This is a genomic window from Cellulosimicrobium sp. NPDC030954 (assembly GCF_055571305.1).
On the sequence record NZ_JBVIFN010000002.1, the window covers coordinates 212,259 to 236,028 of the forward strand.

Annotated in this window: 24 protein-coding genes; 9 read left to right on the forward strand and 15 right to left on the reverse strand. The window is 74.7% G+C overall.

All coding sequences use genetic code 11. The features are described 5' to 3' along the window. The first annotated feature begins 109 nt into the window (after positions 1-109). From ACZ402_RS05950 to ACZ402_RS05970, 5 genes are all read left to right on the forward strand, one after another. On the forward strand, positions 110-1,063 hold the full coding sequence (locus ACZ402_RS05950; RefSeq protein ID WP_375825920.1) for a LysR family transcriptional regulator: 954 nt from the start codon (positions 110-112) through the stop codon (positions 1,061-1,063). Continuing rightward, the gene (locus ACZ402_RS05955) at positions 1,060-2,340 is read left to right on the forward strand and encodes an MFS transporter (protein ID WP_375825921.1); all 1,281 of its coding nucleotides are present in this window, start codon (positions 1,060-1,062) and stop codon (positions 2,338-2,340) included. The genes ACZ402_RS05950 and ACZ402_RS05955 overlap by 4 nt, the downstream gene beginning before the upstream one ends. Before the next feature lie 9 nt (positions 2,341-2,349). Then, complete coding sequence (locus tag ACZ402_RS05960) at positions 2,350-2,601, forward strand: hypothetical protein (RefSeq protein WP_375825922.1); 252 nt, start codon at positions 2,350-2,352, stop codon at positions 2,599-2,601. A 107-nt stretch (positions 2,602-2,708) separates the two neighbouring features. After that, positions 2,709-3,302 carry a carboxymuconolactone decarboxylase family protein gene (locus tag ACZ402_RS05965; protein WP_375825923.1) on the forward strand — a complete coding sequence of 198 codons (594 nt, stop codon included), beginning with the start codon at positions 2,709-2,711 and terminating at the stop codon, positions 3,300-3,302. Next, positions 3,299-4,219, forward strand: a complete 921-nt coding sequence (locus ACZ402_RS05970; protein ID WP_375825924.1) for an RNA polymerase sigma-70 factor — start codon at positions 3,299-3,301, stop codon at positions 4,217-4,219. The genes ACZ402_RS05965 and ACZ402_RS05970 overlap by 4 nt, the downstream gene beginning before the upstream one ends. Here the strand turns inward: ACZ402_RS05970 and ACZ402_RS05975 are convergent. Next, the gene (locus ACZ402_RS05975) at positions 4,206-4,424 is read right to left on the reverse strand and encodes an SCO4848 family membrane protein (protein WP_375825925.1); all 219 of its coding nucleotides are present in this window, start codon (positions 4,422-4,424) and stop codon (positions 4,206-4,208) included. The genes ACZ402_RS05970 and ACZ402_RS05975 overlap by 14 nt on opposite strands. Before the next feature lie 174 nt (positions 4,425-4,598). On the opposite strand from ACZ402_RS05975, the gene ACZ402_RS05980 reads away from it, so the two are divergent. Beyond that, positions 4,599-5,429, forward strand: coding sequence for a siderophore-interacting protein (locus tag ACZ402_RS05980; RefSeq protein WP_375825926.1), 831 nt, complete (start codon positions 4,599-4,601; stop codon positions 5,427-5,429). Between the two features lie 52 nt (positions 5,430-5,481). Here ACZ402_RS05980 and ACZ402_RS05985 read toward each other — a convergent pair whose 3' ends face one another. Together ACZ402_RS05985 and ACZ402_RS05990 are read right to left on the reverse strand one after the other, a co-directional pair. Beyond that, a complete protein-coding gene (locus tag ACZ402_RS05985) occupies positions 5,482-6,591 on the reverse strand; it encodes a fatty acid desaturase family protein (RefSeq protein WP_375825927.1) in 1,110 nt (369 codons plus the stop codon). A gap of 150 nt (positions 6,592-6,741) precedes the next feature. Then, a complete protein-coding gene (locus ACZ402_RS05990; protein WP_375825928.1) occupies positions 6,742-7,695 on the reverse strand; it encodes a helix-turn-helix domain-containing protein in 954 nt (317 codons plus the stop codon). Between the two features lie 90 nt (positions 7,696-7,785). Between ACZ402_RS05990 and ACZ402_RS05995 the strand changes: the two genes are divergently transcribed. Continuing rightward, the gene (locus ACZ402_RS05995; protein ID WP_375825929.1) at positions 7,786-8,217 is read left to right on the forward strand and encodes a hypothetical protein; all 432 of its coding nucleotides are present in this window, start codon (positions 7,786-7,788) and stop codon (positions 8,215-8,217) included. A 193-nt stretch (positions 8,218-8,410) separates the two neighbouring features. Here ACZ402_RS05995 and mqo read toward each other — a convergent pair whose 3' ends face one another. From mqo to ACZ402_RS06015, 4 genes are all read right to left on the reverse strand, one after another. Further along, entirely contained in the window at positions 8,411-9,931 is a 1,521-nt protein-coding gene (gene mqo / locus ACZ402_RS06000; protein ID WP_375825930.1) for a malate dehydrogenase (quinone), read from the reverse strand. Between the two features lie 235 nt (positions 9,932-10,166). Next, complete coding sequence (locus ACZ402_RS06005) at positions 10,167-11,000, reverse strand: maleylpyruvate isomerase family mycothiol-dependent enzyme (protein ID WP_375825931.1); 834 nt, start codon at positions 10,998-11,000, stop codon at positions 10,167-10,169. Further along, the gene (locus tag ACZ402_RS06010; RefSeq protein ID WP_375825932.1) at positions 10,991-11,680 is read right to left on the reverse strand and encodes a pyridoxine/pyridoxamine 5'-phosphate oxidase; all 690 of its coding nucleotides are present in this window, start codon (positions 11,678-11,680) and stop codon (positions 10,991-10,993) included. Before ACZ402_RS06010 ends, ACZ402_RS06005 begins: the two co-directional genes overlap by 10 nt. Next, positions 11,677-12,252, reverse strand: a complete 576-nt coding sequence (locus tag ACZ402_RS06015) for a TetR/AcrR family transcriptional regulator (RefSeq protein ID WP_375825933.1) — start codon at positions 12,250-12,252, stop codon at positions 11,677-11,679. The genes ACZ402_RS06010 and ACZ402_RS06015 overlap by 4 nt, the downstream gene beginning before the upstream one ends. A gap of 121 nt (positions 12,253-12,373) precedes the next feature. Between ACZ402_RS06015 and ACZ402_RS06020 the strand changes: the two genes are divergently transcribed. Continuing rightward, positions 12,374-13,777, forward strand: coding sequence for an MFS transporter (locus ACZ402_RS06020; RefSeq protein ID WP_375825934.1), 1,404 nt, complete (start codon positions 12,374-12,376; stop codon positions 13,775-13,777). A gap of 11 nt (positions 13,778-13,788) precedes the next feature. Here the strand turns inward: ACZ402_RS06020 and ACZ402_RS06025 are convergent, their stop codons facing one another. Next, the gene (locus tag ACZ402_RS06025) at positions 13,789-14,394 is read right to left on the reverse strand and encodes a class I SAM-dependent methyltransferase (protein ID WP_375825935.1); all 606 of its coding nucleotides are present in this window, start codon (positions 14,392-14,394) and stop codon (positions 13,789-13,791) included. Next, the gene (locus ACZ402_RS06030) at positions 14,391-15,569 is read right to left on the reverse strand and encodes a M24 family metallopeptidase (protein WP_375825936.1); all 1,179 of its coding nucleotides are present in this window, start codon (positions 15,567-15,569) and stop codon (positions 14,391-14,393) included. The genes ACZ402_RS06025 and ACZ402_RS06030 overlap by 4 nt, the downstream gene beginning before the upstream one ends. A gap of 125 nt (positions 15,570-15,694) precedes the next feature. On the opposite strand from ACZ402_RS06030, the gene ACZ402_RS06035 reads away from it, so the two are divergent. Then, positions 15,695-16,075 (forward strand): cupin domain-containing protein, encoded by a 381-nt coding sequence (locus ACZ402_RS06035; protein WP_375825937.1) that lies wholly within the window; start codon positions 15,695-15,697, stop codon positions 16,073-16,075. Between the two features lie 20 nt (positions 16,076-16,095). Here the strand turns inward: ACZ402_RS06035 and ACZ402_RS06040 are convergent, their stop codons facing one another. From ACZ402_RS06040 to ACZ402_RS06065, 6 genes are all read right to left on the reverse strand, one after another. Further along, on the reverse strand, positions 16,096-17,031 hold the full coding sequence (locus tag ACZ402_RS06040; RefSeq protein WP_375825938.1) for an NADP-dependent oxidoreductase: 936 nt from the start codon (positions 17,029-17,031) through the stop codon (positions 16,096-16,098). Positions 17,032-17,159: 128 nt separating this feature from the next. Beyond that, positions 17,160-17,567, reverse strand: a complete 408-nt coding sequence (locus tag ACZ402_RS06045; protein ID WP_375825939.1) for a VOC family protein — start codon at positions 17,565-17,567, stop codon at positions 17,160-17,162. 130 nt (positions 17,568-17,697) lie between these two features. Further along, positions 17,698-18,927 carry an amidohydrolase gene (locus tag ACZ402_RS06050; RefSeq protein WP_375825940.1) on the reverse strand — a complete coding sequence of 410 codons (1,230 nt, stop codon included), beginning with the start codon at positions 18,925-18,927 and terminating at the stop codon, positions 17,698-17,700. Continuing rightward, positions 18,924-20,180, reverse strand: a complete 1,257-nt coding sequence (locus ACZ402_RS06055) for a hypothetical protein (RefSeq protein WP_375825941.1) — start codon at positions 20,178-20,180, stop codon at positions 18,924-18,926. The genes ACZ402_RS06050 and ACZ402_RS06055 overlap by 4 nt, the downstream gene beginning before the upstream one ends. Positions 20,181-20,293: 113 nt before the next feature. Continuing rightward, complete coding sequence (locus ACZ402_RS06060; protein ID WP_375825942.1) at positions 20,294-20,803, reverse strand: nitroreductase/quinone reductase family protein; 510 nt, start codon at positions 20,801-20,803, stop codon at positions 20,294-20,296. A 94-nt stretch (positions 20,804-20,897) separates the two neighbouring features. Next, positions 20,898-23,588, reverse strand: a complete 2,691-nt coding sequence (locus ACZ402_RS06065; RefSeq protein ID WP_375825943.1) for an ATP-dependent DNA ligase — start codon at positions 23,586-23,588, stop codon at positions 20,898-20,900. Positions 23,589-23,770: the final 182 nt, after the last annotated feature.

Below are 23,770 nucleotides of genomic sequence, written 5' to 3' on the forward strand. Positions count from 1 at the left end.
GGGAGGCCGGGCGGTGCGAGACGACCGACCGGGACTGCTCGAGCCTAGGAAGCGATAACCTAGAAGTCCAACAACTAGTAGTTGTCATATCGAGAAGTGCGAGTGGTCAATGGATCTTCGTCAGATGGAGTACCTCGTCGCGCTCGCGGACGAGCGCCAGTTCACCCGGGCCGCCCAGCTCGTCGGGGTCTCCCAGTCGGGCCTGTCCGCCGCGGTCCGCAGCCTCGAGGAGGAGCTGGGCGCGAGCCTGTTCACGCGCACGACGCGCCGCGTCGAGCCCACCGAGGCGGGCCTGGCGCTGCTGCCCCACGCACGCTCCATGCTCGCGCAGGCGGCCGCCGGTCGCGACGCCGTCGTCCGAGCGACGCGCGCCCTGTCCGGCTCGCTGCGCGTCGGCTCCGAGCAGTGCCTCGGCGTCCTCGACGTCACCGCGCTGCTCGAACGCTTCCACCGTCGCTACCCCCAGGTCGAGATCCACTTCGTCCAGGCGGGCTCCCACGACCTGCTCGCGCGCGTGCGCGAGGGCGACCTCGACGTCGCGTTCGTCGCGACCACCGAGCACCTGGGGTCGCTGTCCCAGACGGTCCTGGGGAGCGAGCCGCTCGTGCTCGTGTGCGCGCCCGAGCACCCGCTCGCCGCGCGCGGCCGGGTCGACTGGGCCGACCTCTCCGGCCAGGAGTTCGTCGACTTCGACCCCTCGTGGGGCGCGCGTCCCGTCAACGACGCGACGTGCGCGGCGCACGGCGTCCACCGGCGCGTGCGCTGCTCGGTCAACGACGTGCACACGCTCCTCGAGCTCGTCGACCGCGGCCTCGGCATCGCGCTCGTGCCCCGCCACGTCGCCGCGAAGCCGCAGGCCGAGCGCCTCGTCACGCTCGCGCTGCCGGAGGGCGGCGCGCCGAGCTGGGTCGTGTCGGTCGTGACCGGGCGCTGGGACAGCACCGCGTCCGCCGCGCCCCAGCTCCTCGAGCTCCTCGCCGACGCTCCCGCGTGCCGCGGGGTGGAGGTGGCGCGACCCGACGGCGAGCCGGTGGGCGTCGAGGTCGCGGCGGAGGTGCGGTGACCGCCCCGGCGGGCACCGACGCGCCGCTCTTCCCGCTCCGCAGCGTCGTCCTCGGCGCGTTCGTCCCGACGCTCGTCCTCGAGATCGGCGTCGGCGCGATGCTGCCCGTGGTCGCGGTCACCGCGACCGGGCGCGGCGCGAGCCTCACGGTCGCCGGGCTCGTCGCCGCGCTCGTCCCGATCGGCAAGATCCTGTTCGACCTCCCGGCCGGAGCCCTCGCCCAGCGGCTCGGAGACCGCGCGGCGATGCTCCTCGCGGGCGGCGTCGCAGCATCCGCCTTCACGACGATCGCGCTCACGCCGAGCCTGGGGGGCCTCGCCGCGGGCGTGCTCGCGCTCGGGGCGTCGACCGCCGTCTTCAACCTCGCCCGGCAGGCGTACCTCACGGAGATCACCCCGCCCCTGCGGCGAGCTCGCGTCCTGTCCACGCTCGCGGGCGTGCACCGTATCGGCCTGTTCCTCGGCCCGTTCGCCGGGGCCGCGGTCATCGCGGCGACGGACGTGCGGGGCGCCTACTGGCTCGGGGCGGGGGCGGCGCTCGCCGCGGTGGCGGTGCTCGCCGTCGTGCGCCCGGACGCGAGCGAGCGCGACGGTCGGGCCCGCTCCCGGGCTGGCCGTGCGGCGGGCGGACCACGCGTCACGATCGCCGCCGTCGCGCGCGAGCACCGGCGTCTCTTCGCGACGCTCGGCGTCGCGATCCTCCTCGTGAGCGCGGTCCGCGGGGCGCGCCAGACCGTCATCCCGCTCTGGGGCGAGCACCTCGGGCTGGACGCGGAGGTGACGTCGTTGGTCTTCGGCGTCTCCGGCGCGCTCGACATGCTGCTGTTCTACCCGGCGGGCAAGGTCATGGACCGGTTCGGGCGACTGTGGGTCGCCGTGCCGTCGATGCTCACCATGGCCGTCGGCCTCGCGCTCCTGCCCCTCGCCCACACGGTGGGCGCGGTGACCGTCGTCGCGGCCGTGCTCGGGATCGGCAACGGGATGGGGTCGGGCATCGTCATGACGCTCGGGGCCGACGTCGCCCCGGCGGCCGTGCGCCCGACCTTCCTCAGCGTGTGGCGGCTCTTCCAGGACACCGGCGACGCGCTCGGCCCCCTCGTGCTCTCGGCGGGTGCCGCGCTGGGGTCGCTCGCGGCGGGCGTCTGGGCGACGTCGCTCCTCGGCGCGGGGTCCGCGGCGGCCCTCGCGCGCTGGGTGCCGCGCTACTCGCCGCTCGCGAACCTCGTGCCGCCGCGCGCCGGGCAAAAGGCCGTGCGCGTGCCGTCCGACGCGCCCTAGCGTGGCGGAATGACGAGCGACCGCACGCCCCCCGACCCGTTTCCCGACCCGTTCGACCACCAGGTGACCAAGGACGGTCGCGTCCGGGTCGCACGTGGCGGTCGCGTCGTCGTCACCGTCGCGGGGGCGGCGGCCGACCGGCTCGTCGCGGCCCTGGAGCGGGCCGAGGCGCGCGACGACGAGGGCGAGGTGCAGCTCCTGCTCGCCCGGGCGACGGGGAACTACCGCCGGGGCAACGAGAAGCGCGCCCACCGGCCGTGACGCAGGTCACGCGCGGGCGTGTCACGCGCGGCCCGTGGCGCGCGTCTGGATGGTCGACCCCGCGCTCGACCGGCGCGCACCGCGCCGGCTGACGGAAGGAGACCCTCGTGGCCCGCATCTCGCTCGACCCACCCCGGACCCTGCTCAACCGCACGCTCGCGGCGCTCTCGCGACGCCGGTACGGCGCCGTGCTCGAGCCGCTCGCCGCCGTCGGGCACCACCCGCGCGTCGCGACGACGTACTGCGTCCTCGAGGCCGGCGTCGCGCGGTGGCGGACGCTCGACCCGACGCTGTCCGCGCTCGCGGTCATGGCGTCCGCGGTGCGGATCGGCTGCTCGTGGTGCGTCGACTTCGGCTACTGGGAGTCGGAGCACGGGGACGTCGACCCCCGCAAGCTCCACGACGTGCCCGCGTGGCGCGAGAGCGACGTGTACACCGCCGTCGAGCGGCGCGTGCTCGAGTACGCCGAGGCGGCCACCGCGACCCCGCCGACGGTGACGGACGAGCTCGCGGCCGCGCTGGTCGACGACCTGGGCGAGCCCGCGTTCGTCGAGCTCACCGCCGTCGTCGCGCTGGAGAACCTGCGCAGCCGGATCAACGCGGCCCTCGGCCTGTCCAGCCAGGGCTTCAGCGACCGGTGCGAGGTCCCGCTCGGCGGCGGGCTGCGTGCGGAGGGCACGGCGGGCAGGCTGGCCGGGTGAGCGACCGCCCAGAGCACCGGCTGCCCGACGACGTCGCGGACCTTCGCGGACCCGGCCCGGCCCTCGCGCCGTTCGCCGTGCACCGCCGGCTCCTCTTCACGGTCGCGTACGAGATGACGGGCTCCGCGGCCGACGCCGAGGACGTGGTCCAGGAGGCGTGGCTGCGGTGGTCGTCGGCGGACCGGTCCGACGTCCTGGACCCGCGCGCCTACCTCGTGCGCGTGACGACCCGGCTCGCGCTCGACCGGCTGCGCACGCTGCGGACGCGGCGCGAGACGTACGTGGGATCGTGGCTGCCCGACCCGCTCCTCACGATGCCGGACGCCGCGCTGCAGGTCGAGCGCGCGGAGGACGTCTCGATGGCGCTGCTCGTCGTGCTGGAGACGCTGAGCCCGCTCGAGCGCGCCGTGTTCGTGCTGCGCGAGGTGTTCGACGTCCCGTACGACGAGATCGCCGAGGGCCTCGACCGCTCGCCTGCGGCCGTGCGCCAGACCGCGCACCGCGCGCGCGAGCACGTGCGGGCGCGTCGCCCGCGGTTCACGCCGCCCGACGACGCGCAGCGCGCCGCCGTCGAGCGGTTCATGGCCGCGTGCGCCACGGGCGACACGACCGCGCTCGTCGAGGTCCTCGCGCCGGACGTCGTCGTGGTGAGCGACGGCGGCGGCAAGGCGCGCGCGGCGCTGCGCCCGGTCATGGGCGCGGACAAGGTGGCACGGATGCTCGTGGGCCTCTCGGCGAAGCCCGAGACGACCGCGATGGCGTTCGAGCCGGCGTTCGTCAACGGCGCGCTGGGCGGCGTGTGGACCCGGGACGGGGTGCCGGCGATGGCGGCGTCCGTCGAGTACGACGGCGAGCGCGTCGTGCGCGTCCTGCTCTTCCGGAACCCGGAGCGGCTCGCCGGGCTCAGACGAGCGTGAGGACGCCGAGCGCCCCCACCGCGGCGGCCAGCACGAGCGAGACCGTGATGAGCACGACGTGGACGGTGAGGAAGCGGGTCGCGCGGCCGTCGGCGTCGCGCGAGCGCGGGTCCTTGGCGATGCGCTGGAGGAAGCGCGGCCAGATGAGCAGGTTCCACGCGGCGGCGACGAGCAGGACGACGGACCAGGCGACGGGGAGCTCCACGCGTCGAGCATGACAGCGGCGCGCGGCGTCTCCGGCCGGGGGAGCGCCGCGGGGGGTGTGGGATCGACCACATCGACGGCGACCCATAGGTGAGGCTAACCTTGCTACGGGTCGCCGTGGTCGCGGGGCCGTCGTCCGCCCGGGAGGCCCGGGCCGCACCCCGAGGAGCCGCTGGTGGCCACCTTCACGATGGTCAAGCCCGCCGACGCGCACGTCGTCACGCTGAGCGTGGTGGGCAGCAAGCGGGTGAGCCCGAACGTCGTGCGGGTGACCCTCGGCGGCGAGGACATGGACCTCTTCACGCCCATGGGCTTCGACCAGTGGTTCCGGATGTTCCTCGCCCGCGACGACCAGGACTCCCTGCGCCTGCCTACCCGGACCTCGGGCATGTGGTACGTCCAGTACCTCGCGACACCCAAGGCGCGCCGGCCCTGGGTCCGCAACTACACGGTGCGCGCCGCGCGGCCCGATCTGCGCGAGATCGACGTGGACTTCGTCGTGCATGGCGACGCCGGGCCCGCGTCCTCGTTCGCGCTGTCCGCCCAGGCGGGGGACCGTGTCGGCGTGCTCGACCAGGGGGTGGGGTACAACCCGCGCGTCCCGCACGACTGGACCCTCGTCGTCGCCGACGAGACCGGGCTGCCCGCGGTCGCGGGCATCTGCGAGTCGCTGCCCGACGACGCGCGCGGCCTCGCGATCGTCGAGATTCCCGAGGCGGCGGACGCGCAGGACTTCCGCGTCCCGGCCGGGGTCGAGCTGCGCTGGGTCGTGCGGGAGGACTCCGCTCCTGAGGGCACCGACCCGCACGCGCTCCTGCCCGGCGCGCTGGCGCTCGAGGCGGTGCGGTCGGCCGACCTGCCGTCCGGTCCCGTCTACGCGTACGCGGTCGGGGAGTCGACCCTCGCGACCGGGGTGCGCCGCCACCTCGTCAACGACCGCGGCGTCCCCAAGACGCACGTCGACTTCGTCGGGTACTGGCGGCACGGGCACGCGGCGTCGGCCTGACCGGCTCGCGCGTCGTCGGGCCCGCGGGACCCGACGGCGCGCCGCGGCCCCGTCAGACCTTGCGGAGCTGGCGGAACATCGGGCAGTCGAACGGGTCGCGCGCCGAGAGGCCGACGCGGTTGAGATACCGCACGACGATGCCGTAGGACTGCACGAGGCTCGTCTCCGTGTAGGGCAGGCCGAGGTTCGCGCAGTGCTCGCGCACGATCTCGCGCGCCCGCGCGAGGTGCGGGCGCGGCATGCTCGGGAAGAGGTGGTGCTCGATCTGGAAGTTGAGCCCGCCCATGAGGACGTTCATCCACCAGCCGCCGCGGATGTTCCGCGACGTGAGGACCTGCTTGGACAGGAAGTCGATCTTGGTGTTCTCGGGGATGATCGCCATGCCCTTGTGGTTGGGCGCGAACGACGCCCCCATGTAGACCCCGAACACGGCGAGCTGCACGCCGAGGAACGCGAACGCCATGCCGAGCGGCAGGAACCAGAAGATCGCCCCCACGTAGAGCGACAGGCGCAGCGTGAGGATGACGAGCTCACGGACCCGGTCGCGGAGGTTGCCGCGCGTGCGGCCGCCCGCGAGGAGCGAGCGGTACGCCTGGACGTGCAGGTTGAGTCCCTCGAGCGTGAGCAGCGGGAAGAACAGCCAGCCCTGGTACCGGTTGATGAGCGCGTTGAGCCCCTTGGCGGCCGCGGCGTCGTCGTCGAGGAACACGACGACGTCGGGCGCGATGTCCGGGTCCTTGCCGCGCTGGTTGGGGTTCGCGTGGTGGCGCGTGTGCTTGTTCATCCACCACGAGTGGCTGATCCCCACCACGCCGTTCGCGAGGATGCGCCCCAGGCGGTCGTTCGCGGGGCCCGACGCGAAGACCTGCCGGTGCGACGCCTCGTGGGCGACGAACGCGAACTGGGTGAAGATCAGGCCGAGCGCGCCGGCGATCAGGAGCTGGAACCACGAGTCGCCCAGGAGGACGAACCCGGCGACGGCGCCGCCGAGCGCGAGCGTCAGCACGGCGAGGGTCCACAGGTAGTAGCCGTGCGTCCGGTGGAGCAGACCGGCGTCGCGCACGGTGCGCGACAGCGCGCTGTACGTGCTGGTGACGGCGCCCGGCTCGTCGGTGCGGGGGCGGGTGGCCCGGAAGCCCGGGCGCACTGCGGCAGAGGTCATGTGTCCTCGCGGGGTGTCGGTGTCGACTTCCCAGCCGCGGAGGTGAGCGGGTGCTCGTGGTGCAGATGGCTCTACCCTACGGGACCGTAGGTTGCTCGCACACGCAGGGCAGGTGAAGGACTCGCGAAGGAGCCGACCGGCGCGGCGAGGTCAGGCGGCGAAGCGGAAAGTCTGGCGGTACTCCGTGGGCGTGATGCCGACCGCGCGCCGGAAGTGGTGGCGCAGGAGCGCCGCCGACCCGAACCCGCAGCGCCGCGCGACCTCCTCGAGGTCCAGCGTCGACTCCTCGAGGAGGGACTGCGCGTGCCCCACGCGCTGCGACGTGAGCCACGCGAGCGGCGTCGTGCCCGTCTGGGCGACGAACGAGCGCGCGAACGTGCGCTCCGAGGTGTGGGCCCGGAGCGCCAGGTCCCGCACCGTGAGCGGCTCGTCGAGGTGCTCGGTCATCCACTCCAGCAGCTCGGCGAACGAGTCCTCCGCGCACTCGGGGACCGGGCGCTCGATGAACTGCCGCTGCCCGCCCTCGCGCTGGGGCGGCACGACCATGCGCCGCGCGATCGTGTTCGCGGCCTTGGCCCCGAGCTCGCGCCGCACGAGGTGCAGGCACGCGTCGATCCCCGCGGCGGTCCCGGCGCTCGTGACGAGGTTGCCGTCGTCGACGAACAGGACGTCCGGGTCGATGTCGAGGCTCGGGTACCGGCGGCGCAGCTCGTCGGCGTGCATCCAGTGGGTCGTGACCCGCCGGCCCTCGATCACCCCGGCCGCGGCGAGGAGGAAGACCCCCGAGCACACGCTCAGCAGCAGCGCGCCGCGCTCGGACGCGCGCCGGACCGCGTCCAGCACCTCGGGCGGGTAGTGCGAGCCGATGCGGATCGCCGGGACGATGAGGAGGTCGGCGTCGTCCGTCGCGTCGAGCCCGTGGTCGGGGACGACCTGCGCGCCGACCGAGGTGCGGACGGGCGACCCGGCGACCGGACCGCACACGCGGAAGTCGAACGGCGGGACGCCGTCCTCGCTGCGGTCGAGGCCGAACACCTCGCACACGACGCCGAACTCGAACGGGGCCAGGCCGTCGCACACGACGGTCGCGACGGAGTGCACCATGCACGGCACGCTACGCCCGTGGCGGGATCTTGTCGAGAGGTGTCAGTCCTGCCACTCGTCGGCGGTGCCGCCCGGCGGAAGGGTGGGGGCATGGACATCTTCTGGGGTGTGATGGTTCTTCTCCTCGTCGTCGGCCCGACCGTCGGGGCGCTCGCGGTGCGGCGCGAGGACCGCGCGTGGCCGTGGTTCCCCGCGGGGTCCGACGGCGCATGGCCGGGTGCCGGCGCGTGGGGCGACCGGGCGGTCCAGGGCGAGCGGTGGGACCGGGACGCGGAGCGCCTCGACGCCGACCTGCGGGCAGCGGCCTCCCGCCCGGAGGCGCAAGGCGCGCAGGGTGCGTCGGGCGCGCCCGTCGACCCGCACGAGGTCGCGGCCGAGCTCGTGCTGCGACGCGTCGTCCCGAACCCCGCCGTGCGCGACGGCGTCCGGGGTGCGCTCCCGGCGCCGGCGACGCTCCCTGAGCCGCCGACGTCGTCCCGGCGTCCGCCGAGCGCGGCGCGGCGCGTGCCGCTCCCGCGCTGACCTGGTCGGTGCCCGCGGCGGACGCACGCCGGCGGACGCACGACGGCGGACGCGAGACGGCCAGGACGGCAGGGAGGCGGCTGCAGAGACGCCGCGACAGAGATGCGACGACCGAGACGCGGCGAGAGAGACGCGACGGCCCGGACCTCGTGGAGGTCCGGGCCGTCGTCGGGGGAGGGACGTCAGGTCGAGGTCAGGCGCGCGAGCCGACCGCGTCGACGTCCGCGCCGCCGGTGAGCTGGTCGAGACCCTCGAGCTCCTCGGCCTCCCAAGGGGCGTGGCCGAGGCTCGGGATCATCGTCGCGAGCTCGGGGCGCCACTTGGTGAAGCGGGCGGGGAAGCAGCGCTCCAGCAGGTCGATCATCGCGGGGACCGCGGTCGACGCGCCCGGAGAGGCGCCGAGCAGGCCCGCGATGGAGCCGTCGCCCGCGGCGATGACCTCGGTGCCGAACTCCAGGACACCCTTGCCGTCCTCGTCCTTCTTGATCACCTGGACGCGCTGGCCCGCGGTGATCGTCTCCCAGTCCTTGGGGTGCGCCGTCGGCATGAAGGCCTGGAGGGCGGTGAACTTGGTCTCCGGGCTCGCCAGGAGCTGGCCCACCAGGTACTGGGTGAGGTCCATGTTCTTGAGCCCGGCGCCGAGCATCGAGCCGATGTTGTGCAGGCGCAGCGACGTGAGCAGGCCCAGGTACTTGCCCTTCTTGAGGAACTTGGGGCTGAACCCCGCGTACGGGCCGAACATCAGGTACGTCTTGCCGTCGACGACGCGCGTGTCCAGGTGCGGGACGGACATGGGCGGCGAGCCGACGTCTGCCTTGCCGTAGACCTTGGCCTGGTGCTGCGCGACGAACTCGGGGCTGTCGGTGCGCAGGAACTCGCCGCTGATGGGGAAGCCGCCGTAGCCCTTGGCCTCCGGGATGCCCGCGGCCTGGAGCAGCGGCAGGGCGCCGCCTCCGGCGCCGACGAACACGAACCGGGCCTCGACCGTGGAGCGGCGCTTCGGGGCGTTCCACGAACGGTCCTTGACCGTCAGGCGCCAGCGACCGTCCTTCGTCTTCTTGAGGTTCTTGACCTCGTGCTCGAGGTAGAGCTGCGTGCCCTGCGAGACGAGGTGGTCGACGAGCTGCTGCGTGAGGGCGCCAAAGTCGACGTCCGTGCCGCTCGTCGCGCGCGTCGCCGCGACCGGCTCGTCACCGTCGCGCTCGGCGACGAGGAGCGGGGCCCACTCGGCGATCACGGCGGGGTCGTCGCTGAACTCGAGCTCGCTGAACAGCGGGTGCTGGCGCAGCGTCTCGAACCGGCGGCGCAGGTAGTCGACGTTCTTCGCGCCGCGCACGAAGGTCATGTGCGGCGTGCGGGAGATGAAGCTCGCGGGCTGCGGGAGCGCGCCCGTCGTCAGCAGGTGGTGCCAGAACTCGCGCGACACCTCGAACTGCTCGTTGATCTTCACCGCCTTGGTGATGTCGATCGAGCCGTCCGCCTTCTCCGGCGTGTAGTTCAGCTCGCACAGGGCGGCATGGCCGGTCCCGGCGTTGTTCCACGGGTTCGACGACTCCTGCGCCACGGCGTCCAGACGCTCGTAGATGCGCACGGTCCAGGAGGGTTCCAGGACCTTGAGGAGGGCTCCCAGCGTGGCGCTCATGATGCCACCGCCGATGAGTGCTACGTCGATCTGGTCTGCGCTGCTTGCGGGGTTGCTCGCTCGACTCGACACGCTCCGATTCTACGCTTGTGAAAGAGTGCACTAAGTGTGCGTTCCATCACGGGCGTGCGTCACACTTTCCCGGGACGAACGTCCCGACCGGCACAGGCCGGACGTCTCACCCACACCCCGGGGCCCCGTCCGCCGAGGTAGAGCAAGGCCGCGGAGTGCTCAGAAGCGTCGACGGCTGAGCGGCGGGTTCGGCTCGTGCCCGAGACCAGACCACGCGCCGAACCGCACCGCGGGTCTACCGCGGCGGCGAGTACGGGGAGGGCCAGGGGCCGATGTCGGGGAGGGTGACCCGTTCGCCGGAGCGGAAGGCGAGGGGTTCGGCGTCGGGGGCGCGGCCCGCGAGCCAGGCGGCGACGTCGGTGAGGCGACCCCGGACGACGACACCGGCTCGCGCGTCGAACCCGGGGTCGCTCCCCACGGGAGTCTCCGAGTCGGGAGAGACCCCGGGTTCGGCGGCGAGGCGAAGGCCGCCCGGACCCACCCCGAGCGCGGTGGGCTCGCTCGCGACCTCGACCACGACGTCGTCCGTGAGGCGGACCCCGAGGAAGTCGAGGAGGTGGAGGCCGAGCGCGCGCGGCCAGGTGTCGAGGCCGATCCCGGCGTCGAGGTCCACGGCGTGGATGCGGGACTCGCGCCACCATGCGACGAGCGCGTCGGCGACGGTCCCGTCGCGGTAGGTCACGGGGGCGTCCCACCCGGACGACCCGGGAGCGGGCCACGCGGCGTCGAGGCGCTCGGCGAGCGACTCGAGCGCGGCGACGTGCTCGGCGACGGACCGGCGGGCACCCGCCTGGATGCCGGCCTCGCGGCCGGCGGCTCCGCCGTCGTACACCTCGACGAGCTCGTCGCGCGCGGCGCGCTCCGCCTGGCGGGCCATCGCCTCGCCGATCGCCGTGACGTGCGCGAGCACGTGGCTGCGCGACCAGCCGGGGAGGTCCGAGGAGCCGGCGAGGGCGTCGTCGTCGAGGGCGCGCGTCGCGGCGGTGACGGCGGCGAGCGCGGACCGGGCGTCGTGGCGCACGTCCTCGACGTCGGGGAGGGCGAGCGGGCTGGTTCCGGTCAGGGCCACAGGAGCTCCTTCGTCCAGGGGAGGCGTTCGTCGGTTCCGGCGTCGGGTCGTGCGGTGTAGCGGAGTCGGGTCTGGCCCTCGGGCGAGGACGCCCAGAACTCGACGCTCGTGGGCTCCAGCGCGTACGCCGTCCAGGCGTCGAGGACGACGTCGGGCTCGGCGCGGACCCGCGCGAGCGCCGCGTCCCACGCGGTCCGGTAGGCGTCCCGCGACGCGAGCGGGGCGCTCTGCGGCCCGGCGAGCGCGGTCGCACGGGAGAAGTCGGAGCGGGCGCGGAAGTCGGCGGCGGACGCGTCGGGGCCGAGCGGGACCACCGGACCGCGCACCCGCACCTGGCGGCCGAGCTCGCGCCAGAAGAACGTCAGCGCGGCGTTCGGGTTTTGCGCGAGCGCCAGGCCCTTGGGCGAGTCGGCGCGGGTGGCGAAGAGCCAGCCGTCGCCGTCGACGTCCTTGAGGATCAGCGTCCGGGCGTCGACCCGGCCGCTCGCGTCGGCGGTCGAGAGGGTCGCGGCGTGCGGTGCCGGCAGGCCGGCGTCGATCGCCTCCTCGAGCCACTCGACGAAGAGCGTGCTCGGCTCGTCGGGCGCCGCGTCGACGTCGAGGCCGGGGAGCTCGGCGCCGAGCACCGGCAGCGCGCGCAGGCGCTCGCGCAGGGACGGGCGGTCGGGTGCGGCAGTCATGCGTCCTCCGGCGGGTCGGCGGGTCGAGGGTCCAGGAGCGCGACGAACCCGCGGGCCGCCGCGGTCATCGCGTCGGGGTCGTCGAGGGCGCGCGCGAGGACGTACCCGCCCTGCACGACGGCGACGGCCGCGAGCGCGCGGTCGCGGGCGGCGTCGTCGGGCACCCCGTCGTCCGCCAGGACGGCGGCGGCCAGGTCGACGAGCCCGCGGAAGTAGGCCCGGACTTCCGCCGCCAGCGTGGCGTCGTCCATGACGGCCTGGTCGCTCACGAGCCGCCCGACCTTGCAGCCGGCGAGCGCGGGCCGCGGCCGCTCGAGGTAGCGGACGAGGCGTTCGACGGCCGATCCGCCCGCGTCGAGGTCGCGGTGCGCGGCGTCGAGGCCGGCCGTCGTCGTGGCGTGCACGGCGGCCGCCGCGAGGTCGTGCTTGGTGGGGAAGTGGTGGTAGAGGCTGCCCTGGCCCACGCCGCTCGCGGCGAGGACCTCGCGCGGGCTGGTCGCGCCGACGCCCTGGGCCCAGAACAGCTCCTGCGCGGCGGCGACGAGGCGCGCGCGGGCGGTGGTCGTCGTCATGCTCCGTACCATACCTACCTCTAGGTATGGTGTCGAGCGGTCGCCAGCTGCTCCCCACGCGTCACGCCGTGCCGCCCCGCTCGGTCGGGACGGCATGAGAGCGGAGTCGTACGGTGGGTCGGTGACGGTGCAGCAGCGGGTGCTGGTGGTCGCGGTCCTCGCGTCGTTCGTGTCGTTCCTGGACGGCTCGGTGGTCAACGTCGCGCTGCCCGCGATCTCCGCCGAGCTGACCACCGGCCCGGTCACGGGTCTGGCGCTGCAGCAGTGGGTCGTCGACGCCTACATGATCACGCTCGGCGCGCTCATCCTCCTGGCGGGCTCGCTGTCCGACGTCCACGGCCGGCGCCGCGTCATGGCGATCGGCCTCGTCGGCTTCGCGGTGACGTCGGTCGCGTGCGCGCTCGCCCCCGACGGGCTCTTCCTCGTGGTGGCGCGCGGGCTCCAGGGCGTCGCGGGCGCCCTGCTCGTGCCCAGCTCGCTCGCCATGATCATCTCGACGTTCGACGGCGAGCGGCAGTCCCGCGCGATCGGCTCCTGGACCGCGTGGACCAGCACGGCGTCGCTCGTGGGGCCGCTGCTCGGCGGGATCCTCATCGACACCATCTCGTGGCGCTGGGTGTTCTGGATCAACGTGCTCCCCGTCGCGGTGACGCTGTGGCTGCTGCGCGGCGTGCCGCGGTCGGCGGCGGAGGAGCCGGGCGCCGCGGGTGGCCCAGACGGGCGACGGCACATCGACGTCGCCGGGGCGACGCTCGCCGCCGTCGGGCTCGCGGGCACCGTGTTCGCGCTCATCGAGCAGGGGCGGTTCGGGTGGGCGAGCCCGGTGGTGTGGGGGCCGTGCGTCGTCGGCGTCGCGTGCCTCGTGGTGTTCGTCTGGTGGGAGCGGCGCGCCCCCGACCCCATGCTCCCGCCGCGCCTGTTCCGCGTGCGCAACTTCGCCTGGGGCAACCTCGCGACCGCCGCCATCTACGGGGCGCTCTACTTCGGCGGGTTCGTCGTCACGCTGTTCCTCCAGCAGGTCGGCGGGTACAGCGCGACCGCCGCCGGGCTCGCGCAGCTCCCGGTGACCCTCGTGCTCCTCGCGCTGTCCACGCGGTTCGGGGCGCTCGCGGGCCGGTACGGTCCGCGCCTGTTCATGACGGTCGGGCCGCTCGTCGGCGGGGCCGGCTACCTGCTCCTGCTCACGACGACCGACGACGCCGTCTACGTCACCCAGGTCCTGCCCGGCCTCGTGCTCTTCGGCCTCGGCCTTGCGATGACCGTCGCGCCCCTCACGTCCGCCATCCTCGGCTCGATCCCCGCGGCCGACGCCGGCATCGGCTCGGCGGTCAACAACGCGGTGTCCCGCGTCGCAGGGCTCGTCGTCATCGCGTTCGCGGGCGTGATCGTCGGCGGCGTGCTCGACCTCGATGGCTTCCACCGCTCGCTCGTCGTCACCGCCGCGCTGCTCGTCCTCGGCGGCGCGCTGAGCTGGGTCGGCATCCGCAACGAGAAGGTGCGCGCGACCGCGGACGCGCTCGGCTGAGCGACGCGGGCTCAGCCGGGTGCGCGGGCGACCACGGCGTACGTGTGCCAGTGCTTGGGCCCGCTGAACGCCTCGCCGTCCTCCTCGACCTCGTCGAGCACGACGACGTCCAGCCCGGCGAGCAGGCCGCCCACCTCGGCGCGGGTCAGGAAGGTCTCGTCCGGTGCGCCCGCCCACGAGTCGCGGTCGCCGAACAGGTCGACGGCGAGCCACCCGCCCGGGGAGAGTGCGCTGCGGACCTGCCACCAGGCGTCGTCGAACGCCGGGCGGGGCACGTGCGGGAGCGAGTAGCTCGCATGAACGAGGCCTACGGACGCGGGGTCGACCAGGGTGGAGACGTCTGCGAAGCCGGCCTCGTGCACGGCGAGCCGGGTGCGGTCGCCCGGCCGGACGGCGTCGCGCACCAGGTCTCCCGTCCCCGGGGCCGGGTCGAGCGCGACGACGCGCCACCCGGCGTCGAGCATCGCGGCCGTCTCGACGCCCGCCCCGCAGCCCAGGTCGAGCGCGAGGCGCCGGTCGCCCGGACCCGCGAGGTCGAGGACCCGGCGGCACAGGTCACGCACGGGCCGCCCGCGCTGGGCCGCGTTGTAGGCGGGCCAGCGCGCCGGGTCTCTCACCGGACGGTCTGGAGGTCGTGCGTCGAGGTGTTGAGGCGGCGTGCGCCGTCGGGCACGTCGGGCGGGAACGCGACGACGATGTCCTCGATCCGCACGCCGAAGCGGCCGGGCAGGTAGACGCCCGGCTCGACGGAGAAGCACATGCCGGGCTCGATCGGCCGGTCCTCGCCCTCGACCATGTACGGCGGCTCGTGGGTCGTGGTGCCGATGCCGTGCCCCGTGCGGTGCACGAAGAACTCGCCGTAGCCCGCGTCGGTGATGACGGCGCGCGCGGCGCGGTCGACGTCCTGGCACGTCGCGCCCGGACGCACCGCGTCGACCCCCGCCTGCTGGGCGCGGCGGACGACGTCGTAGACCTCGCGCTGCTGTGCTGCCAGGGCGTCGTCGGTGCCGCCCTCGACGAGGACCGTGCGCGTCGTGTCGGAGCCGTACCCGTGGCGCAGCCCGCCGAAGTCGAGCACGACGAGGTCGCCCGGCTCGATGACCCGGTCGCCCGCGTCGTGGTGCGGGTCGGCGCCGTTCGGGCCGGCGCACACGAGCGTGAAGTCGACCTGCTCGTGCCCGTGCTCGCGCAGGAACCGGTCGAGGTCGGCGGCGACGTCCCGCTCGCGCCGGCCCGCGAACGCGACCTCGCGGACCTGGGTGAACGCCGCGTCGGCGGCGGCGCCTGCCGCGGCGAGGCGCTCGACCTCCTGCGCGTCCTTGACGGCGCGCAGCGTCGGGACGGCGTCGGTGAACGCGGTGAACCGCGCGTCCGGGAGGGCTCGCTGGAGACCGAGCACGTGCAGGGCCCACGTCGAGTCCGAGACGGCGTAGGTGCCGGTCCCGTCGAGGAGCCGCGCGGCGGCGGCGTGCTCGTCGTCGCCGTCCCGCCAGGTCACGACGTCGAGCCCGTCCGCGCCCGGGGCCGAGGCCAGGTCGCCCCGCTCGAGCAGCGGCACGACGACGGACGCGCCGGTCCGTGCGCCCGGCTCGCCCGTGGGGAGGACGAGCAGCGTGAGGCGCTCGGTGTCCGGCGGCGCGTAGCCGGTGAAGTAGGCGAGGTCCGGGCCGGGCGAGACGAGCAGCCCCGCGAGGCCGGCCTCACGGGCGTGCGCAGCCGCGCGCTCGCGGCGGGCGGCGTAGACCTCGGGGCCGAACGCGCCCCCCGGACGTGCGGCGTCGGTGCTGCTCATGGTGCCAGCGTGGCACCGCCCACCCGCGAGATCGACCCGAGAGCTCCGACGTCGACCCTCTGAAGGTCGATCTCGGACGTGCGGGTCGATCTCGCGCTGCGCGGGGGGAGTGGCAGGGTGGGCACATGACCGACGTGCGCAACCTCTTCGCCGCCCTCGACGCGTTCGACGGGCACTGGCAGCCGCACCGGGTCGCGAGCCTCGACGACGAGGACGTCAAGGTGGTCAAGGTGCTGGGCGAGTTCGTCTGGCACGACCACCCCGAGACCGACGAGCTGTTCCTCGTGCTCGCGGGCGAGCTGACGATCGACCTGCGCGAGGACGGCGTCGAGCGTGCGGTCGTGCTGGGGCCGCACGACCTGTTCGTCGTGCCACGCGGCGTCGAGCACCGCCCGCGGGCCGACGTCGAGACCTCCGCGGTGCTCGTCGAGCGCCGGGGGACCGTGAACACGGGGGACGCGGGCGGCGACCTCACGTCGCCGCTGCGCGAGCTGCCGGACGCCTGACGGCGTCGATCTCGCGGGGTTCAGACCCGGACGACGACCTTGCCGCGCACGTGGCCGGACTGGCTCGCGCGGTGCGCGTCGGCGGCGTCGGCGAGGTCGAACACCTCCGCGACCTCCGGACGTAGGACGCCCTCCTCGCCGAGGCGCGCGAGCTCCGCAAGGTCGGCCGCGTCGGGGCGCACCCAGACGTAGTGCCCGCCGAGCTCGTCGCGCGCGCGGGCGTCGACGATCGAGGCGACCGTGCCGCCGTCGCGCAGCACCTGGGGCACGGTGTCGAGCGCGTCGCCGCCCACGTAGTCGAGGACGACGTCGACGCCCTCGGGCGCGAGCGCCCGGACGCGGTCCGCGAGCCCGTCGCCGTACGTGACCGGCTCGGCGCCGAGCGAGCGCAGGAAGTCGTGGTTGCGCTCGGACGCCGTGCCGATCACGCGCGCGCCGAGCGCCCGGGCGATCTGCGCGGCGAACGACCCGACGCCGCCGGCCGCGGCGTGCACGAGGACGGTCTGCCCGGCGGCGACGCCCGCGCGCCGGATCGTCTGGTACGCCGTCAGACCCGCGAGCGGGACGGCGGCGGCCTCCTCGAACGACCACGCCGCGGGCTTGCGCGCGAGCGTGCGGACCGGGGCCGCGACGAGCTCGGCGAACGTCCCGCCCGACACCTCGCCGCCGACGACGTCCTTGCGCACGTACCCGTACACCTCGTCGCCCACCTGGAGCTCCGGGGTGTCGAGCCCGACGCGCTCGACGACGCCCGCGACGTCCCAGCCGGGGACGACCGGGAAGACGGCGTCCATGATCTGGTCGAGGTACCCCTCGCGGACCTTCCAGTCCACCGGGTTGACGCTCGCGGCGCGCACGCGCACGAGCACGGAGTCGGGCCCGACCTTGGGGGTCGGGAGGTCGGTCGTCTCGAGGACGTCGGGGCCGCCGTAGCGGGAGTAGGTGATGGCTCGCATGATGGCGGCAACGGCGCGCGCGCCCGCCCGATTCCCGAGGCCGACCGGCACGAGGTCGAGCCTCCGGTCTCGAGGGAGGACACGCGGGGTTCTCCCTCGAGCCGGGAGGCTCTCCCTCGAGCGGTGCGTCAGCCCTCGAACGCGGTCGGGTCCATGAAGAGGACCTCCCACTGGTGGCCGTCGAGGTCGGCGAAGCTGCGGGAGTACATGAACCCGCCCTCCTCCTGGGGGTCCTTCACCGGGGTCGCGCCGGCGGCGAACGCGGCGTCGGCGAGGCGGTCGACCTCCTCGCGCGTGCCGACGCTCAGCGCGTTGATGACCTCGGTCGTGGCGGTCGCGTCGGCGATCGCCTTGTTCGTGAACCGCGTCGCGAACTCCTCGGTGAGGAGCATGACGTAGATCGTGTCGCTGAGGACGATCGAGGACGCGTTCTCGTCCGTGAACTGCTCGTTCACCGAGTACCCGAGGGCCGTGTAGAACGCCTTGGCGGCGTCGAGGTCCTTGACGGGCAGGTTGACGAAGATCTGCGTGCTCATGGGTGCGCCTCCGGCGTCGTGGGCGGTTCGCCCGGTACGTGTGTCGTGGGGTAGACGACCGGTGCCTCATGAACTCATCGCCCGGCCGCGCACGCGTCGCGGCCGGGCGACGGACCGCCCCGGGGAGGGCTCAGACGAGCACGTCGCCGTCGCGCGCGACGACCCGGCCGCCGGCGACGACGAGCGCGCGGCGCGGGGCGCGCACGACGGCGTCGGGCACGTTCTCGGCGTCCACGAGCACGACGTCCGCGGGCGCCCCCACGACGAGGTCGTGCACGTCGCGGCCGACGAACCGCGCGGCGTCGGAGGTCGCGACGCGTGCTGCGGTGACGAGCTCCTCGTCGTACCGGAACCGGGACAGGCGCGCGAGCTGCGTCGTGAGGGCGAGGAGGTCGCCGGTCCCGTAGGGGGACCACAGGTCGCGGATGCCGTCCGTGCCGAGCCCGACGGCGACGCCCGCGGCGCGCAGCGCGTGCACGGGCAGGGGCGCGGCGCCGATCGGCGCGACCGTCGTCATGGTGATGCCGGCCTCGCCCATCGCGGCGACGAGGTCCGCCTGGCGCGACGCCGGGACGTCGCCGACCGCGAAGCCGTGCGCGACGTTGACCTTGCCCTGGAGCCCCGCGCGCAGCGTGCGGTCGATCATGAGCTCGACCTGGAACGCGCCGAGGTCGCCGCCGTCGTGGAGGTGCACGTCGATCCCGACGCCGCGGCGCTCGGCGATCGCGAAGAGCCCGTCGAGCTGGCCGACCGGGTCGCGGTCGATCGACGCGGGGTCGAGCCCGCCGACGTGCTCGGCCCCCGCGGCGGCGGCCGCGTCGAGCAGGTCGAGCACGCCCGGGCGACGCAGCACGCCGTCCTGGGGGAACGCGACGATCTCGGCGTGCACGGCGCCGCCGAGCGCGGCGAGCGCCTCGCGCACGACCTCGATGCCGCGCAGGCCCAGGCCGAGGTCGACGTCCACGTGGGTGCGGATCGCCGTCGTGCCGTGGCGGACGAACTCGCGCAGCACGGCGAGCGTGACGTCGACGCCGGGGATCCCGAGCTCGTCGCGGTGCGCGCGCTCGTGCGCGATGCGCCCCTGGGTCGTCGCCTCGCCGCCGTAGCTGACCCACGGCTTGCCCCACCAGCTCTTGTCGACGTGCGCGTGCGCGTTGACGAGGCCGGGCAGTGCGAGCAGGCCCCGACCGTCCACGACGCCGTCCTCGGTCCCTGTGCCCGACGGCGCGGGCGTAGCCGGGTCGTGCGGCGTCACGGCGGCGATGTGCCCGTCGGCGACGTGCAGGTCGACGCGCTCGCCGCCCCAAGGGCGGACGTCGCGCAGGACGGTGACGGTCTGGGGGCTGCTCGGGCTGGTCATGCGGCGGGTCCTTCCGGGAGCGGGACGACGACCTGGGGCCGTCCGGGGATCTGGATCTCGTACGTGGCGAGGGTGGCGAGGTCGACGACGGTCGCGCCGTCCCACGCCTCGGCCTGGGTGTAGCCGCCGGCGAGCACGGCGCGGAGGGCCCCCGTCGCAGGGTCGGTCCACGTGGTCGCGGTCTCGTGCCGGCGCGTCAGCGGCGCGACCTGCTCGGCCCCGGTCGCGGGGTCGAGCACCGTCACGTTCGGCCCGCCCGCGGCGTTGCCGAACGGGCCGTTGCCCACGACGACGACGCGGCCGTCGGGCGTGCGGGCGACGCCGTGCTGGTGGCTGTCGGCCGCGGACGGCACGGTCGTCGTCGTGCCGGTGGCCGGGTCCAGACGGACCAGGACGCGTCCCTGGTAGGGGAGGAGGAGCGACCCGTCGTCGTCGAGCACGGCGTAGTGCGGCTTCTCGAACGACGCGAGCCCACCCTCGGTCCCGAAGGGGGCGACCTCGATGCGCCGCGCCACGAACGTCGTGGTGTCGACGACGTGCACCGAGAACTGGTCGTGGTCGACCGTGTAGACCTCGCTGCCGTCGGCCGCGACGAGCACGTCGAACGGCCGCAGGCCCACGGGCGTGCTCGCGAGGACCTCGCGCGCGGCGACGTCGATCGTCTCGAGCGTGGACGAGTCACCGCGGTGGACGGCCACGTAGACCCGGGTGCCGTCGGGCGACACCGCGATGCCCATGCCCCCGCGGCGGTACTCGCCGAACCCGACCCGGGCGGGCGTGTCCCGGTAGGGGATCAGGTCGATGCGCTCGCGCGTGGCGAGGTCGACGACGGCGACGCCCTGGGCGGTCGAGACGTACGCGCGCATCGTCGGGGCGTGCACGGCGACGCCCCACGGCGCTGCGCCGACCTCGATGCGGTCGACGACGGCGCTGCCCTCGCGGATCGTCGGGTCGACGACGGCGAGCCCGTCGGACTCGGCCTCTGTCGCGAGCAGGTAGCGCGCGGGCACCCCCACCGGCTCCTCGGGGACGGCGGGCTCGTCCGACGGGTCGGGCGCAGGGGTCGGGGTGGGGGACGTGACGTCGGGGCTCGGCACGGGAGCGGACGAGGCGGTGTCGCCTGCGGCGCCGGGGGTGCAGGCGGCGAGCAGCGCGACGACGGCGGCCGTCGCCCACGCTGCGGCGACGTGCCGGGTGCGGCGCGCGCGACGGCGCCGGGGCGCGGCGCCACCGGGAGCGGGGAGGGGAGCCATGGCAAAATGGTATACCAATTGCGTCGGAGTGCCCCTCGCGGACCCGAACCGTCGTCCGGGCTCGCCGAGGACCGGACGACGGCCCGGGAGGACGCGTCGGTGGTGCGCCCGGCTCACGCGCGGTCGTCGGCCGACGCCTCCACAGCCCGGGGCTCCAGCACGACGACCGCCGTCTCGGTCGGGCGCCGTGCGGCGAAGCCGTCCAGCGCATGGTCGAACGTGCGCCACCGCTCCCAGAGCCGGGCGCGCTCCGCCCCCTCGGCCGCGCGACCGTGGACCGCGCGCGTCTCGCCGTGCAGCTCGACGGTCGTGTCGGGGTGCGCCTGGAGGTTGAGCCACCACGCGGGCGCGGGCGCGGCCCAGCCGTTCATCGCGAGCGTGACGAGGTTCGGGCCGTCCACGACGTAGCCGACGATGACGTCGTGCTCGCGGCCGGTGCGTCGCCCGACCGTGCGGAGCAGGAGCGTGCCCCACTTCGCGGGCTGCGGGCGCCACAGGCCGCGCCGGTGCCCCGTGACCCGGTAGTACGCGCGGTGCACGACCCACGCCGTGCGGACGAACCAGCGCGGCGGGAGCCGGGGCGGGCGCTCGGGGGCGGGAGGTGCGGAGGACGTGTCGGTCATGGTCACCGTCCTGCGTCGGAGGGGAGCCGAGGAACCTCGACGCAGCAACGGTCCCGGGGGCGAGAGCCGGCGTCAACGGTCCGCCACCCGGCCGTCAGCGGTCGAGCGTCGCGGGCTCCTCGCGCACGACGTCGGCCGGCGCCTTGTCGCGTCGCCACCCCTTCCACACGGGGTGCCGCAGCTTGCCGAACGGGATGTCGTCGCCCTCGCCCTCGCCGGGCCCCGTCCACTCGGCGTAGACGACCTCGGCGACCCGGCGCGGCGACACCCAGCGCGCGTCGCGCGCGTCGTCGCGCGGGACGCCCGTCGCGGGCGGCGTCGTGCGCTCGATCCGGCCGAGCTCGGCGACGAGGTCGCGCCGCTCCGCGTCCGTGAAGCCCGACCCGACGCGCCCCACGTAGACCAGCCGGTCGCCGTCGGGCACCGCGAGCAGGAGCGACCCGACGAGGTGCGTCCGGTCGCCGTGCCCCGGGCGCCATCCCACGACGACGACCTCCTGCGACTGCGCGTGCTTGAGCTTGAGCCACAGCGCCGAGCGGCGGCCCGACGAGTACGTGCCGTCGCGCCGCTTCGCGACGACCCCCTCCAGGCCGAGCCGCCGCGACGTCTCCATCGCCGCGTCGAGGTCGCCGTCGAACGCGGGCGGCACGTGGACCGGGGCTCGCGCGTCGCCCAGCACGTCCTCGAGGATCTCGCGCCGCTCGTCGTACGGGCGCTTGGCGAGCGACCGGCCCGCGGTCTCCAGGAGGTCGAACACCATGAGGTCGACGCTGACCTTGCGCCGGGCCGCCGCCACGTCCCCCGGCTTGGCGATGTTCGCGCGCTGCTGCAGGCGCCGGAAGCTCGGCCGTCCTCGCGCGTCGAGCGCGACGATCTCGCCGTCCAGCACGACCGGCAGCGCCTCGGCCGGGACCTGCTCGGCGAGCGCCTGCAGCTCCGGGTACGTCACCGTCATGTCCTTGCCCGAGCGGCTCACGAGCCGCACCTGGCCGTGCGACACGTGCGCCAGAGCTCGGAACCCGTCCCACTTCATCTCGAAGGCCCAGTCGTCGCCGTCGTGCAGGTCGCCGGCCGACGCGGGCGAGGCGAGCATGGGCCGCCAGTCCGTCCGCGCTGGCGTCGGCTCGTCGTGATCGTGATCGTGATCGTGGTCGGGCTGGGTGGCGGGTGGGGCGCTCGCGCAGGGTCTACCATCCGCGCCTCGTTCCTCGGCGCTCCCGCCAGACCCGCCACGACCCGGCGCGAGCGCCCCACCCGCCTTCTTCGTCTCGCCCTGGTCGCGGCCTCCCGCGGACACCGGTCCCGGGGTGCCGCCGCGCGGGGCCATGAGGTGGATGAGCCAGTTGTCGTCCTCGCGGCCGTCGCGGCCGCCCGTGTGGATGAGCGCGAGACGGCGCGTGCCGTGCTGCTCTCCGTGCAGGGTGACGATGACCTCCTTGCCGTCCCGCCACTTCTCCAGGTCGTACGTGCCGGCGTCCCAGATCGTCACCTCGCCCGCGCCGTACTCGCCCTTCGGGATCGTGCCCTCGAACGACCCGTACGCGAGCGGGTGGTCCTCGGTCTGGACGGCGAGGTGGTTCTTCTTCGGGTCCGTCGGCTCGCCGCGGGGCAGCGCCCAGCTCACGAGGACGCCGTCGTGCTCGAGCCGGAAGTCCCAGTGCAGCCGCCGGGCGTGGTGCTCCTGGATGACGAAGCTGTTGCCCGCGCTCGGGGGCGGTGCGTCGTCCGGCACCGGCTCGGGCGTGCGCTGGGCGTCACGCATCGACCGGTAGCGGTGCAGGCGGTCGGGCCGCTCGGCGTCGCTCGTCCCGGGGTCGTCGTCGCTGCCCGACGTCGCAGCGCCCTTGCGCTCGAACGTCGCCATGCGCTCGGGTGTGGGCTCGAGCGCGGAGAGGTGACCGAGGGTGAGGGCGGCGAGCGGGTCGCCGATCGTCCGCACGCGCTCGACGACCTCGTCCTTGTCGAGGTGGCGCAGGTCCGGGTCGTCGAGTTCTTCCCACGTGCGAGGCGCCGCGACGGTGGGGTGCTCGCGCCCGCGCAGCGAGTACGGCGCGATGGTCGTCTTGTTGCCGTTGTTCTGGCTCCAGTCGACGAGCACCTTGCCGCCGCGCAGCGACTTCTTCATGTCGCTCACGACGAGGTCGGGGTGCTCGGCCTCGAGGTAGCGCGCGAGCTCGTGCGCGACGGCGGAGACGGCCGCGGCGTCCTGCTTGCCGTCGAGCGCGGCGTACAGGTGGATGCCCTTGGATCCGCTCGTCACGGGCAGGGGGTCGAGCCCCATGCCCTGCAGGATCTGCCGGGCCAGGCGCGCGACCTCCGCGCACTCGGCCAGCCCGGCCCCCGGCCCGGGGTCCAGGTCGAGGACGAGCCGGTCCGGGTTCAGGTGGACGCCGGTGCGGCCGAACTGCCACTGCGGCACGTGCAGCTCGAGCGACGCCGTCTGGCCGAGCCACGTCAGCGTGGCCAGGTCGTCGACGAGCACGTAGTCGTTCGTGCTGCTCTTGTGCTGGATGCGGCGCGTGCGCACCCACGACGGCACACCCTGCCCCGCGTTCTTCTGGAAGAACACCTGCCCGTCGACACCGTCCGGCCAGCGCTTGCGCGTCGCGGGCCGGTGGGCGCAGTGGGGGAGCATGACGTCGGCGACGGCCGCGAGGTACGCGAGGACGTCGGCCTTCGTCGTGCCGGTGGCGGGGTAGAGGACCTTGTCGAGGTTCGTGAGCCGCAGGCGGTGGCCCCCGACGCTCACCGTCTCGCCCGCGCCGCGGCTCGATGAGGTGGCCATGGGCCCATCGTGGCGCGCACGGGGCGGCGCCGCCCGCGGGACGGGTCCGGACGAGGGACCAAGGGCCCTGTCCGCGGGCCGACGCGGGAACTTCCCGGCGTCCCCGACCGTGCACACTGGAGGAGGCGGTCCGACCATCCGGGGAGACCGCTGGGACGAGGCCGCACCGAGAGGACCACCGT

Excerpts from the sequence above, each read along its gene's own strand:
- ACZ402_RS06060 (WP_375825942.1), bottom strand. The coding sequence starts at position 20,803 with ATGACCGACACGTCCTCCGCACCTCCCGCCCCCGAGCGCCCGCCCCGG.
- ACZ402_RS06010 (WP_375825932.1), bottom strand. The coding sequence starts at position 11,680 with ATGACTGCCGCACCCGACCGCCCGTCCCTGCGCGAGCGCCTGCGCGCG.
- ACZ402_RS05995 (WP_375825929.1), top strand. The coding sequence starts at position 7,786 with ATGGACATCTTCTGGGGTGTGATGGTTCTTCTCCTCGTCGTCGGCCCG.
- ACZ402_RS06035 (WP_375825937.1), top strand. The coding sequence starts at position 15,695 with ATGACCGACGTGCGCAACCTCTTCGCCGCCCTCGACGCGTTCGACGGG.
- ACZ402_RS06015 (WP_375825933.1), bottom strand. The coding sequence starts at position 12,252 with ATGACGACGACCACCGCCCGCGCGCGCCTCGTCGCCGCCGCGCAGGAG.
- ACZ402_RS05950 (WP_375825920.1), top strand. The coding sequence starts at position 110 with ATGGATCTTCGTCAGATGGAGTACCTCGTCGCGCTCGCGGACGAGCGC.
- ACZ402_RS05985 (WP_375825927.1), bottom strand. The coding sequence starts at position 6,591 with ATGACCTCTGCCGCAGTGCGCCCGGGCTTCCGGGCCACCCGCCCCCGC.
- ACZ402_RS05960 (WP_375825922.1), top strand. The coding sequence starts at position 2,350 with ATGACGAGCGACCGCACGCCCCCCGACCCGTTTCCCGACCCGTTCGAC.
- ACZ402_RS06065 (WP_375825943.1), bottom strand. The coding sequence starts at position 23,588 with ATGGCCACCTCATCGAGCCGCGGCGCGGGCGAGACGGTGAGCGTCGGG.
- ACZ402_RS06030 (WP_375825936.1), bottom strand. The coding sequence starts at position 15,569 with ATGAGCAGCACCGACGCCGCACGTCCGGGGGGCGCGTTCGGCCCCGAG.
- ACZ402_RS06045 (WP_375825939.1), bottom strand. The coding sequence starts at position 17,567 with ATGAGCACGCAGATCTTCGTCAACCTGCCCGTCAAGGACCTCGACGCC.
- ACZ402_RS06050 (WP_375825940.1), bottom strand. The coding sequence starts at position 18,927 with ATGACCAGCCCGAGCAGCCCCCAGACCGTCACCGTCCTGCGCGACGTC.
- ACZ402_RS05990 (WP_375825928.1), bottom strand. The coding sequence starts at position 7,695 with ATGGTGCACTCCGTCGCGACCGTCGTGTGCGACGGCCTGGCCCCGTTC.
- ACZ402_RS06055 (WP_375825941.1), bottom strand. The coding sequence starts at position 20,180 with ATGGCTCCCCTCCCCGCTCCCGGTGGCGCCGCGCCCCGGCGCCGTCGC.
- ACZ402_RS06040 (WP_375825938.1), bottom strand. The coding sequence starts at position 17,031 with ATGCGAGCCATCACCTACTCCCGCTACGGCGGCCCCGACGTCCTCGAG.